This is a genomic window from Tenacibaculum sp. 1_MG-2023, assembly GCF_030547425.1.
Classification (GTDB): Bacteria; Bacteroidota; Bacteroidia; order Flavobacteriales; family Flavobacteriaceae; genus Polaribacter.
Genome location: NZ_JAUORH010000010.1, coordinates 18,851 through 30,843, shown reverse-complemented (window position 1 = coordinate 30,843; position 11,993 = coordinate 18,851). Strand labels below are relative to the sequence as shown.

General features: G+C 32.0%; 11 protein-coding genes. 6 read left to right on the top strand and 5 right to left on the bottom strand.

The window, feature by feature from the left end; genetic code table 11:
* Nucleotides 1–3: 3 nt before the first annotated feature.
* Genes Q4517_RS08490 through Q4517_RS08480 form a run of 3 tightly spaced genes read right to left on the bottom strand, consistent with a single transcriptional unit; the run spans nt 4 to nt 3,185 of the window.
* Nucleotides 4–957, bottom strand: a complete 954-nt coding sequence (locus Q4517_RS08490) for an NAD(P)-dependent oxidoreductase (RefSeq protein ID WP_303508098.1) — start codon at nt 955–957, stop codon at nt 4–6.
* A gap of 49 nt (nt 958–1,006) precedes the next feature.
* Nucleotides 1,007–2,071 carry a 3-phosphoserine/phosphohydroxythreonine transaminase gene (serC, locus tag Q4517_RS08485; RefSeq protein WP_303508097.1) on the bottom strand — a complete coding sequence of 355 codons (1,065 nt, stop codon included), beginning with the start codon at nt 2,069–2,071 and terminating at the stop codon, nt 1,007–1,009.
* Nucleotides 2,072–2,123: 52 nt separating this feature from the next.
* Nucleotides 2,124–3,185: an acyl-CoA reductase gene (locus Q4517_RS08480; protein ID WP_303508096.1), complete on the bottom strand. Its 1,062-nt coding sequence runs from the start codon at nt 3,183–3,185 to the stop codon at nt 2,124–2,126.
* 70 nt (nt 3,186–3,255) lie between these two features.
* Here Q4517_RS08480 and Q4517_RS08475 point away from each other — a divergent pair, with 70 nt between their 5' ends.
* Entirely contained in the window at nt 3,256–3,606 is a 351-nt protein-coding gene (locus Q4517_RS08475; RefSeq protein WP_115901653.1) for a 4Fe-4S dicluster domain-containing protein, read from the top strand.
* A 79-nt stretch (nt 3,607–3,685) separates the two neighbouring features.
* Here the strand turns inward: Q4517_RS08475 and Q4517_RS08470 are convergent, their stop codons facing one another.
* Nucleotides 3,686–6,373 (bottom strand): TonB-dependent receptor, encoded by a 2,688-nt coding sequence (locus Q4517_RS08470; RefSeq protein ID WP_303508095.1) that lies wholly within the window; start codon nt 6,371–6,373, stop codon nt 3,686–3,688.
* A gap of 180 nt (nt 6,374–6,553) precedes the next feature.
* On the opposite strand from Q4517_RS08470, the gene ychF reads away from it, so the two are divergent.
* The gene (gene ychF / locus Q4517_RS08465) at nt 6,554–7,645 is read left to right on the top strand and encodes a redox-regulated ATPase YchF (protein ID WP_303508094.1); all 1,092 of its coding nucleotides are present in this window, start codon (nt 6,554–6,556) and stop codon (nt 7,643–7,645) included.
* 84 nt (nt 7,646–7,729) lie between these two features.
* Nucleotides 7,730–8,404: a DUF2461 domain-containing protein gene (locus Q4517_RS08460; protein ID WP_303508093.1), complete on the top strand. Its 675-nt coding sequence runs from the start codon at nt 7,730–7,732 to the stop codon at nt 8,402–8,404.
* Here the strand turns inward: Q4517_RS08460 and Q4517_RS08455 are convergent.
* Nucleotides 8,401–9,738, bottom strand: coding sequence for an MATE family efflux transporter (locus Q4517_RS08455; protein WP_303508092.1), 1,338 nt, complete (start codon nt 9,736–9,738; stop codon nt 8,401–8,403). The two genes, Q4517_RS08460 and Q4517_RS08455, sit on opposite strands and share 4 nt — an antisense overlap.
* Before the next feature lie 89 nt (nt 9,739–9,827).
* Between Q4517_RS08455 and Q4517_RS08450 the strand changes: the two genes are divergently transcribed.
* The 3 genes from Q4517_RS08450 to Q4517_RS08440 are packed head-to-tail and all read left to right on the top strand — an operon-like array spanning nt 9,828 to nt 11,989.
* Nucleotides 9,828–10,214 (top strand): thioesterase family protein, encoded by a 387-nt coding sequence (locus tag Q4517_RS08450; RefSeq protein ID WP_303508091.1) that lies wholly within the window; start codon nt 9,828–9,830, stop codon nt 10,212–10,214.
* 35 nt (nt 10,215–10,249) lie between these two features.
* Entirely contained in the window at nt 10,250–11,368 is a 1,119-nt protein-coding gene (locus Q4517_RS08445) for a DEAD/DEAH box helicase (RefSeq protein WP_303508090.1), read from the top strand.
* Nucleotides 11,369–11,989, top strand: a complete 621-nt coding sequence (locus Q4517_RS08440) for a trimeric intracellular cation channel family protein (protein WP_303508089.1) — start codon at nt 11,369–11,371, stop codon at nt 11,987–11,989.
* Nucleotides 11,990–11,993 lie beyond the last annotated feature (4 nt).

Below are 11,993 nucleotides of genomic sequence, written 5' to 3'. Positions count from 1 at the left end.
ATATTATTCGCTTAGTAATTCGATGATTTTATTAGCTAATTCGACCCCAGTTCTATTTTGTGCTTCAATTGTTGAAGCTCCAATATGAGGTGTCATCGATATTTCAGGATTCATTAATAATTGGATTTCAGGTCTTGGTTGGCTTTCAAAAACATCTAAACCAGCATATTTAACCTTTCCGTTTTCTATAGCTTCAACTAAATCAACTTCATTTAAAACACTACCGTGAGACGTATTAATGATTCCTACTCCATCTTTCATTTTATCAAACAAAGAAGTTTCTATAACGTATCCATCTTGCGGAGGCAAGTGTAGCGTTATAAAATCTGATTTTGATAATAAATTATCTACAGTTTCTGTTTCAATAAAGAAATCTACTAATTGTCCATCGAAAAAAGGAATTGTGATAGTTGCATTGTCTATTTCAACATCGGTTGCAATTACTTCCATACCTAGAGCCAGAGCGGTTTTTGCTACTTCTTGTCCTACCGTATCAAACCCAATAATCCCCAATGTTTTACCTCTTAATTCTGTTCCTTGTGAGTATTGCTTTTTTAAGGCATTAAAACGCATATCTCCTTCTAAAGGCATTTCACGGTTTGATTGGTGTAAAAAACGAACCATCCCAAATAAATGAGCAAATACCAATTCAGCAATTGAAGTTGCCGAAGCATCTTCACTATTTACTAAATGAACTCCATTATTAATAGCATACTCTACATCGATATTGTCCATTTCTGTTCCAGGACAAGCAATAAGCTTTATACTTGGACATGCATCGATTAATTCTTGACGTATTTGTGTAGTATTTCCTACAACAATAGCATCAATAGTATGATCGTTTATATAGTTCTCTAATTGTTCTTGAGCAACTTTTGTGTTTATAACTTCAAAACCTTTGTTTTCTAAAGCCTGCATTCCACCAACGGAAATTCCTTCGTTCACTAATATCTTCATCGTTCTTAAATATTATATATAAATGTCATTGTAAATAATGACGTTGTATCTAACTAATTCTTTCTAATTCTTGCATTACATCTACTAAAGCTTGAACACTGTATAGGGGTAAAGCGTTATACATACTTGCACGGTAACCACCAACACTTCTATGACCACTCAATCCATTAATGTTAGCTTCTTGCCACATTTTATCAAACTTGGCTTGTAAGTTTTCATCCATTAAAGTAAATGTAGCGTTCATATGGCTGCGATCTTCTGTAGCAGCAACTCCTTTAAATAAAGGGTTTCTATCTATTTCACTATATAATAAAGCTGATTTCTTTTTATTCACCTTTTCAATGAATTCGATACCTCCTAAATCTTTTAACCATTCTAATGTTAACATAGAAGTATATACTGCAAATACAGGAGGTGTATTAAACATACTTTCTTTATCAATGATTATCTGATAGTTTAATATTGAAGGTATTTGACGTTCTACTTTCCCTAAAATATCTTCCTTTACAACCACTAAAGTTGTACCAGCTGGTCCCATGTTTTTTTGAGCTCCTGCGTAAATCAAATCAAATTTTGAAAAATCTAATTGACGTGAAAAAATATCAGAACTCATATCACATACCATAGGAACTGAAGTTTCAGGGAAACTCTTCATTTGCGTTCCGTAAATAGTGTTATTACTAGTACAATGGAAATAATCTACATCTGTTGGAACTTTATATGATTGAGGAATGTAGTTGAAGTTTTGATCTTTTGAAGAAGCAACCTCTACCAATTCACCAAATAATTTAGCTTCTTTTATGGCTTTATCACTCCAAGTTCCTGTATTTAAGTAGGCTGCTTTTTTATTTAGCAAATTATACGCAACCATTAAAAACTGCATACTGGCTCCCCCTTGTAAAAACAATGCTTTATAACCTTTGTTTTCTAATCCTAATAATTCTAAAACTAAACTTCTTGCGTTTTCAATTACATCAACAAAAGGTTTACTTCTGTGCGATATTTCGATTAATGACAGGTTATCATTATTGAAATTGATAACGGCTTCTGATGCTTTTTTTAGTACCTCTTCGGGTAAAATACAAGGCCCTGCACTAAAGTTATGTTTTTTCATTTGTGTTGTTGTGTTTTGCTACACAAAGGTGCAAATTTATATAGAGACTCTTTTATATTTTAGATAAAAAATCTAGTGTATTTACGCCATCAGCATAGTCCCATAACTTTGGATGTTGTGTTTGTCCGAAAGCTACTTCATTTTCAATAAAGTTATTGGCTACAATACACTGAATTTGTTCTCTATCTTCCCACAGTTTAATTTTTAAATCATCAATATTATCATAGTACTCATAAAAAACAGAGGCAATAGGAGAGGCGTAGCTTTTATCTTCCTTAATCATTAAAAAACCGTTTTCTAGAATATCAAATTCACTCATTAAATACACCGCTTTGTTGTAATCGTAATTGTTAGCGTATTTGGTATTGTTAATAATTTCATGTTGTTGATACATTCCGTTGAAAAAAGCATCAAAATTATAGTTCTTCGGAATAAATACTTTAGAAACAGAACGACAACCTAATCCAAAATAACGAAAAACATCTTCGCTTAAATTTTGTAATTGTTCTTCTGATTCGTTTCCTGTTAGAACAGCCACAGAATTTCTGTTTCTTCTTATAATACTAGGTTTATCTTTAAAGTAGTATTCAAAATAACGTGCTGTATTATTACTACCAGTGGCTATTACCGCATCAAAACCTGTTAGTTTTTCTTCAGTAAACGTAATTTTTCCTTTTAATTCAGGCTCAATATATTCTAAATATTTTGCTAAAAAAGGCAATAAATGGTTATCGTTAGACGATTGCTTAACTAATACTGAATGCCCAGAAATTAGAACCGATAAAAAGTCATGAAAGCCTACTAGCGGAATGTTTCCAGCCATGATAACAGCAACTAATTTAGGCTCGTTGTTACCTAAATTTTCGTTAGCTATCCATTTAGTTAAGTTTTCTGAAGTAAGTGCTTTTGTCCAGTTTTTAATAGAAAACAATAGGTTTTCTCTAGTAAACCAAGTGTTATTTTCTCCTGCTATTTTTAATTGATGTTTAAATCCATCAAAAAATAACTCATTATGTTCTATATGTTCTTTGTTCTCTATTTTTTCTTGAGAAAATTGACTTAAAAATTCTCCTAGTTTATGAAAAGCGTTAATTCTACTTTTTATACTATCCATTTATTTGGTTCTAAATTAAATTGGAACTATTTTTGCAAATGCAAAGTTACAAAACTGAAAGAGATTAATTATGGCAATTATAATAACTGATGAATGTATAAACTGCGGGGCTTGCGAACCTGAATGCCCAAACACAGCTATTTATGAAGGTGCGGATGACTGGAAGTATGCTGATGGAACTGATTTAACAGGAAATGTGGTTTTACCGAATGGTAAATCTGCTAATGCAGATGAAGATCAAGAGCCAATTTCGGATGAAATTTACTACATAGTTGTTGATAAGTGTACTGAATGTAAAGGTTTTCATGAAGAGCCACAATGTGCTGCTGTTTGCCCTGTTGATTGTTGTGTTCCTGATGAAGATAATGTAGAAACAGAAGAAGAGTTATTAGCTAAACAACGTTTTATGCATAACGATTAAAAAGTTCCAAATTTTTGGAGATATGAAATAAAAAAATCCTGAGAATATTTTCAGGATTTTTGTTTTTATAAAAAGTGTATTAAAGTTTAAATCCTAGTCTAGTAAAAAAGTAAGCACCGTCTGATCCCATTTGAACAGAATCAGCTAACCCTCCCTGATCAGTCCATCCGTCAAATTGTGGAGTAGGGTATATGTTAAAAATATTATTCCCTCCAATTGTAAAGGTTATTTTATCCGTAAAAGCATAACTTAAACTTAAATCGGTGATAATTTTACTTTTATAAACATCAGTAGCCACAGGGTATAAGGCATCAGCTTCTGCTTGGGTTGTTGCTGGTGTATCTACCCATTGAAAATCTTGCAACTGAACTTCGCTAAATTTTGTGAAATTTAAAGCAATATCTAGTTTTTTATAGCCGTATCCAAGGTTTAAACCGAATTTGTGATCTGGAGCTGCCGCTTTTAAATAAGCTTCAGAAAAAGGACTAAAGAAAGTAAATTTGTTTAAGTTTCCGTTCTTTATCTTTTCAATTTTAGTATCGTTAAAGTTTCCTACCAATCCTACATCAATTCTATGGTCCTCAAAAGATTTTTTATAGTTTAAAACGATATCTAATCCTTGCGTTTTTGTATCAACACCGTTTGCAAAGAATTGTGCTGCATCTACACCTAAATTTAATCCTGAAGCATCAAAGTTATCTGTTAAAATAATGCGATCATCAACTGTTATAGAATACGCATCTATCGTTGCAGTGAATCCACCAATTTTATAAGTAAATCCTAAACTAGCATTGAATGCTGTTTCTTCTTTTAATTGTTCTATTCCGAAAGCTCTAGTTACTGTACTATTATTAGCAGATAATAATGATGGAAGTGATTCTCCGTTAACAATATTGGTGAACTTTAAATTATAATATAATTGAGCTAAGGACGGTGCTCTAAAGCCAGAAGATACAGAACCTCTTAAGGTTAAGTTATCACTAGCTTTAAATCTTGAAGCTAACTTAAAATTGAATGTACTACCAAAATCACTGTAATCTTCATAACGAACAGCTGCACCTACTAAGAATTTTTCTGTAAAGTTAAATTCAGAATCAAAATAGATACCTACATTACTTCTTGAACGGTTTACTTCGTTATCTGGGCCATATCCAGGAAACCCTTGAGAACCACCAGATAGTTCATCTCCATTACTATCTACAGCAACAGGTTGAACTGCAGGGTTTGTTAATAAAATTCCGTTGTCATCATACAGTCCATAAGAAGCTTCTTCACCTGAAAAAATGATAAAATTTTCTGTTCTATACTCTAATCCAAAAGCTAGATTAACTCCGCTTAGTAAGTTTTCTAAATATTTAGAAAAGTCTAATCCAGTAGTATTTTGTGATAAACTATGACCTCCTGCATTAAAATCGGTAGGAGAAGCGTCTTTTAATGAAGCATTATTAGAATCTTTAATAAAATAATGGAACTTATTTTCTCCATACGTATTGTTGAAATCAATCTCCCAACCGTTTTCCAGTTTATGTTTTATGCCTGTAGACACTGAAATATCAGTAATATTTGAAGTAATTCTAGGAGTAAAACCATTTGGATGTATACTAGGAACACTTCTATTATCACCATCATCAAAGCTGTCTCTAGAAAAAGCATAAGCGTCGGTATCTCTATAATTCCTTCCTCCAAAAACATATACTTCGGTATTGTCATTTATAGGTAAACTAGCATTTACCATAAAATTGAATCCATCTATAGCAGCGCTACCATATCCTTTTCGCCAAGAAAAACCAGGTCTCAATGTTCTTTCTTTTGACAACAATTCGGTAGTAAAGTTTACAAAACCTCCTTTATCATTCAATTTAGCTCCGTAGTTTAAATCTAGTTTAAAAGTTCCACCATCAAAACTTTTGTCTTCTCCATCTAATCTGTTTTTTCCTTCAACATTGTATAAAGTTTCTCCTGTAGCTTCAGCCCATCCACTTCCTATTGCTGTGCTATAAACTCCATAACCAATACTTCCTGAAACGCCGTCGGTATTATCTTTTAAAACAATATTAATAACTCCTGCAATAGCGTCAGAACCATACTGAGCAGACGCTCCATCTCTTAGAACTTCAATTCTTTTAATCGCAGCAGCAGGAATTGCATTTAAATCAGTTCCTGAATTTCCGCGTCCACGTGTTCCAAAAATATTAACTAATGATGATTGATGGCGTCTTTTACCGTTGATAAGTACCAAAGTTTGGTCTGGACCTAAACCTCGTAAGGAAGCGGGTACTACATGGTCAGCACCATCTGATCCTGATTGCTTAGTAGCATTAAATGACGGAGCTGCATACTGTAATATATCATTTACTTCTACTTTACCATTTTTTGTTGCTAAATCTCCTACATCAATTATATCAACAGGTACTGGTGTGTCAATAGCAGTTCTTTTAGGGTTTCTAGATCCTACAATAACAACTTCATCTAATTCTAAACCTTCTTTTAAAACAATATTAAAATTAGTTTTTCCATTAATAGGAATTTCTTGTGTTTCAAAACCTGAAAAACTAACTATTAAAGTTCCATCTGTATTAACAGTAAGAGAGAATTCGCCGTTAAAATCTGTAGACGTACCGTTAGAGGTTCCTTTTTCTACAATGTTAGCTCCTGGCAAAGGTTCGTTATTTATATCTTTTACTGTTCCTCTAATTAATGTTTGAGCATTTAACAAGTAAAGTCCACCAAAAAATAGGTAAATAATAAGAAGGGTACGTTTTTTCATGTGAAAATATTTTTTAAGTTAATTTCTTAAAAATAGTAAAAAATCAACCTAAGTCTTAAAAAAATGTTAAAATCATAAATTAAAGAGCTATAAACTAACTTAAATGAATCTTAAATAATTAGAAAATTTAGAAAGCAAAGCACTATATTTGCACTCGCAAAATTTCAATAAAACAATAGAATGAAAGCTGGAATTGTAGGATTACCAAACGTAGGGAAATCAACCTTATTTAACTGTTTATCTAACGCAAAAGCGCAGAGTGCAAACTTTCCGTTTTGTACCATTGAACCTAATTTAGGAGTAGTAAACGTGCCAGATACTCGTTTAGAAAAGCTAGAAGAATTAGTAAATCCTGAAAGAGTTTTACCTGCAACTGTAGAGATTGTAGATATTGCTGGTTTGGTAAAAGGAGCTAGTAAAGGAGAAGGTTTAGGTAACCAATTCTTGGCAAATATTCGCGAAACAGATGCTATTTTACATGTATTACGTTGTTTTGATAACGATAATATAGTACACGTAGATGGTTCTATTGATCCTATAAGAGATAAGGAAACTATCGATATAGAACTTCAGTTAAAAGATTTAGAGACCGTTCAAAAACGTTTGGAGCGTGTAAAAAGAACAGCTAAAACAGGTAATAAGGAGGCGCAAGTAGAATTAGAAATTCTATTAAAAGTTGAAGAAACATTATTAGAAGGAAAATCTGTTCGCTCTATTGAATTTACAGAAAAAGAAGAGGAATTTGTAAAACCACTACAGTTCATTACTGCAAAACCAGTTCTATACGTTTGTAATGTTGATGAAAATTCAGCGGTTTCAGGAAATTCTTATGTAGATAAGGTAAAAGAAGCTGTAGTACATGAAAACGCTGAAGTTATTGTATTGGCAGTGGGAACTGAGGCAGATATTACAGAGTTAGATGATTATGAAGAACGTCAAATGTTCTTAGCAGATATAGGACTAGAAGAAGCAGGAGTTTCTCGTTTAGTTCGTTCAGCTTATAAATTATTAGATTTACAAACCTATTTTACAGCTGGAGTTAAAGAAGTGAGAGCTTGGACAGTTCCTGTAGGAGCAACTGCACCACAAGCAGCAGGGGTTATTCATACAGACTTTGAAAAAGGATTTATTCGTGCTGAAACAATTAGTTATGATGATTATGTAGCATTTGGTAGTGAGGCTAAAGTAAAAGAAGCTGGTAAAATGAGAGTAGAAGGAAAAGAGTACATAGTTAAAGATGGTGATATCATGCATTTTAGATTTAACGTGTAACTTTTTTGAAAAATAAAGCAAAAACTCCACTAAAAATTAGTGGAGTTTTTTTGTACCTTAGAAATTCTAAACCGCTTATTTACTATGCAGATAGAAAAACAAACATTTCAATTTTTAAAAGACTTAAAAGAAAACAACAATCGAGAGTGGTTTGCAGAACACAAACTTCGATTTACAGAAGCTCAAAATAACGCAAAAGCTGTTTATAAAACGATTGAAGAAAACCTAAACAAGCATGATGAGATTGATAAGTTTAAGTTGTTTAGAATATATAGAGATGTCCGTTTTTCAAAAGATAAAACACCTTATAAGACACATTTTGGAGGTTCTTTTCATAGAAAGAAACCAGCATTAAGGGGAGGGTACTATTTACATATTTCTCCAGGCGATAGTTTTGTTGCTGGCGGATTTTGGGAGCCTAATAAAGAAGATCTTTTACGTATTCGAAAGGAATTTGAAGTAGACGCTTCTGAAATTAGAGAAATTTTAAAAGAAAAGAGCTACGTACAACATTTTGGAGGTAAACTAGAAGGAGATGAGCTTAAAACTGCTCCTAAAGGGTTTGATAAACAGCATCCAGATATCGATTTGATTCGTAAAAAAGGTTATATAGCTATTCAGCGTTTTTCTGATAAAGAAGTGTTAGCACCAGACTTTTTAACAAAAGTAGATGATGCTTTTAAAGCTTTACGTCCGTTTTTTAATTACATGAGTGATGTGTTAACCACGAACTTAAATGGAGAAAGTATTTTAGATTAATTTAGGTGTAATCTAACTTCTCTTTTTAAATAAGCATAGGTAAGTACAGTAGATAAAACATCAGCTATAGGAAAAGACATCCAAACACCATTTACACCATAGAATTTAGGAAGTATATACACTAAAGGGATTAAAAAAAATCCTTGTTTTAAGAGTGTTAATAACAGTGCTGGTAACGCTTTACCTGCTGCTTGAAAGTAGGCAGACCCAATTAATTGAGTGGTTATTACAGGCGTTGCTAAAAAAGCTATAATTAATGCACTAGGGGTAAGGTTTAATAGCTTTTCGTCTTCTGTAAAGACACCAACTAGTTCATTAGGAAATAGCATTATCAGAATAAAAATTAAAATAGCTATTCCTGTACCAAAAAGTATAGATGTTTTTATAGTTTCTTTTACTCTTTTTGTATTATTAGCCCCATAGTTATACCCCGCAATAGGTAAAAAACCTTGCGTAACTCCTAAAACAGGAAATAAAGCAAACAACATAACCCTATTAATAATACCATAGACCGCAATTGAAATTTCACCTCCATACTTAAAAAGAGAATAGTTTAAGACTATAGTTAATATACTTATTGTTCCTTGTCTTACTATAGTTATTCCTCCTAAAGACACAACCTCTTTTACAATAGAAAAATTCAATTTAAAATACTTCGGGATTATTTTTAGTTCAGTTCTTTTTGAAATAAAAAACCATAAAATGAATAATCCACTTACAGCATACGAAATAGAGGTTGCTAAACCAGCTCCATACATTCCTAAATTCATAAACTTAATGAAAATAATATCTAATAAAATATTAGCAATTGCAGGGAATAACATCGTAAGCATCGTATAATTAGGTTTTCCTACAGCTCTTACAACAGGGTTTCCCATCATTGCAAAAGCTAAAAATGGAACTCCCCAAACAATTACGTCAAAATACTCAGTTGCAGGTGATATAATGTTTCCATTCGCACCAAAAAGTTGTAAAATAGGAGTACTGAAAAATGTTCCTACAAACACAAATAGAATAGATAACACAATAGTTAATGAAATTTGATTTCCAAAAACCTCAAAAGCTTTATTTTCTTTATTAGCTCCTAACGCTCTAGAAATAATAGAGCTTCCTCCAATTCCAACTCCCATACCAATAGATGAAATTAAAAAAGCAATGGGTAATACTACAGTAATTGCAGCAATAGCGAGTACACCAATCCATCTACCAACAAAAATAGTATCAACAATCATATTAATCGACATCACTAAAATTCCGATAGAAGCAGGAATAGCTTGTTTTAAAATAAGTTGACTAATACTTTTAGTACCTAAGTCGTTAGCGATTTTATTCATGCTGACTAAATTAGTGTGAATTATTCATCGAAAACAAAAAGCAGGTTATATTTAAGTAATAATTAACATCAATCCTGTAAGTTTGTGGTATGAATTTATTTGAACAAAAACATCTTGTAACTCCAGAAGAAATAGACGAATATAACCATGTAAACAATGTGGTATATGTACAATGGATGCAAAACATTTCAGATGCTCATTGGAAAGAACTTTCTAAGAATGTTAAGAATATTGATTATGTGTGGTTTGTTATTAAGCATGAAATAGATTATAAAAATCAAGCAGTATTAGGAGATGAAGTAACACTTAGAACTTGGGTAGGAAAAACAGAAGGAATAAGATCTGTTCGTCATTTTGAAATATACAGAGGTGAAACTTTATTAGTAAAATCTCAAACTACTTTTTGTTTGTTAGATGCTAATACCAAAAAACCTAAAAGAATAACGAAAGAAGTAACAAACTTATTGTTACCGTAAAAGAAACAATATCTTTGCACTTATAAATTTATAGAATGACAACATTTACCGCATTAGGAGTAAGAAAAGAATATGTTAAGGGATTGAAAGAGTTAGGAATAACAACTCCTACTGAAGTACAACAAGAAACCATACCTTATTTACTTGAAAATAATTCAGATTTTATAGGATTAGCACAAACAGGAACAGGTAAAACAGCTGCTTATGGTCTACCTATTTTGCATAAAATAGATGCTTCAAAAGACAATGTACAAGCGTTAATTTTATCACCTACAAGAGAATTAGTACAACAGATAAAGAAACAACTATTTAAGTTTACAAAATATGTTGATGATAAAATTTTTGTAGAAGCTGTTTACGGTGGTGAAAAGATTGAACGTCAAATCAACAATTTAAAAAGAACCACGCATATTATTGTAGCAACTCCAGGGCGTTTGATTGATTTAATTGAAAGAGGAGAGGTAGATTTAAAAAATATTAAGACCTTAGTATTGGATGAAGCTGATGAAATGCTAAGCATGGGGTTTAAATTAGAATTAAATCGTATTTTAAAATATACTTCAGGTACTCGTAAAACATGGTTGTTTTCGGCAACAATGCCTAATGAAATTCGAAGTATTATAAAAAAATACATGAACGCTTCAGCAAAGCAAGTTGAAGTAAATAAAAATGTATTGGTGAATACCAACATTACGCATCAGTTTGTAACAACTACGATTCCTGAAAAAACAGATGTTATTGTTAAGTTTTTAGAAAAAAGACATACTGAAAGAGGTATTATTTTCTCAAGAACTAAAGCAGGAGCTCAAAAACTAACAAAAGAATTACAAGAAGAAGGGTTTTCGGTAGAAGCTTTAGAAGGCGATATGCAGCAAAAAGAGCGTGATAAAGTAATGCGTGCTTTTAAAAATGAAAATCTACAAGTATTAGTATCTACAGATGTTTCTGCGAGGGGAATCGATGTTCAAAACTTAGCTTTTGTTATTCACCATCAATTACCAGAGCAGTTAGAATATTATACACACCGAAGTGGAAGAACAGCAAGAGCAGGGAAAAGAGGAGTTTCATTAGCATTAATTCTTCAAAATGAAAGAAATCGTTTAGCTGAAGTTGAAAGAACGTTACAAATACAATTTTCTGAAATATCAATATAAATGGATATTATTTATGCCATAGACATTGCCGGAACTTTTGCCTTTGCCATTAGTGGAGCATTGGTTGCTATTAGAAAAAAGTTTGATGTTTTTGGAGTCATTATTATAGCTTTTGTTACCGCTGTAGGAGGTGGGATGACAAGAGATGTACTTATTAATGCGCACCCTATAAATTGGATTGGAGATATTAATTATATCTGGACGATATTAATAGCTGTCGTGGTTACTTTTTTCTTTAGAAGTAAAATAGCTCCGTTACGACGTACCATGTTCTTGTTTGATACAATAGGTATTAGCGTATTTACACTTATAGGCGTTGAAAAAGGAATAAATTTTAATTTACACCCTTTTGTAGCTTTAGTAATGGGAATGTCTTCCGCAGTAATGGGAGGTGTAATTAGAGATGTATTAACGAATGAGATTCCATTAATTTTTCATAGAGAAATCTATGCGTCAGCTTGTTTGGCAGGAGGAATTGTATACTTACTTTTATACCCTTTAAATATTAATGAAGATTTGCTATTTGTTATTTCTGCTGGAATAATTATTCTTGTAAGAACAATTGCGGTACAATATAAACTAGAACTTCCACGAATTAAAAAGGACATTTTTAATAAATAAAAAA

What these genes read in the sequence shown, in the direction of transcription:
- Q4517_RS08470 (WP_303508095.1), bottom strand. Translation starts at nt 6,373, where the DNA reads ATGAAAAAACGTACCCTTCTTATTATTTACCTATTTTTTGGTGGACTT.
- Q4517_RS08480 (WP_303508096.1), bottom strand. Translation starts at nt 3,185, where the DNA reads ATGGATAGTATAAAAAGTAGAATTAACGCTTTTCATAAACTAGGAGAA.
- Q4517_RS08475 (WP_115901653.1), top strand. Translation starts at nt 3,256, where the DNA reads ATGGCAATTATAATAACTGATGAATGTATAAACTGCGGGGCTTGCGAA.
- Q4517_RS08445 (WP_303508090.1), top strand. Translation starts at nt 10,250, where the DNA reads ATGACAACATTTACCGCATTAGGAGTAAGAAAAGAATATGTTAAGGGA.
- serC (WP_303508097.1), bottom strand. Translation starts at nt 2,071, where the DNA reads ATGAAAAAACATAACTTTAGTGCAGGGCCTTGTATTTTACCCGAAGAG.
- Q4517_RS08460 (WP_303508093.1), top strand. Translation starts at nt 7,730, where the DNA reads ATGCAGATAGAAAAACAAACATTTCAATTTTTAAAAGACTTAAAAGAA.
- Q4517_RS08455 (WP_303508092.1), bottom strand. Translation starts at nt 9,738, where the DNA reads ATGAATAAAATCGCTAACGACTTAGGTACTAAAAGTATTAGTCAACTT.
- Q4517_RS08450 (WP_303508091.1), top strand. Translation starts at nt 9,828, where the DNA reads ATGAATTTATTTGAACAAAAACATCTTGTAACTCCAGAAGAAATAGAC.
- Q4517_RS08490 (WP_303508098.1), bottom strand. Translation starts at nt 957, where the DNA reads ATGAAGATATTAGTGAACGAAGGAATTTCCGTTGGTGGAATGCAGGCT.
- ychF (WP_303508094.1), top strand. Translation starts at nt 6,554, where the DNA reads ATGAAAGCTGGAATTGTAGGATTACCAAACGTAGGGAAATCAACCTTA.
- Q4517_RS08440 (WP_303508089.1), top strand. Translation starts at nt 11,369, where the DNA reads ATGGATATTATTTATGCCATAGACATTGCCGGAACTTTTGCCTTTGCC.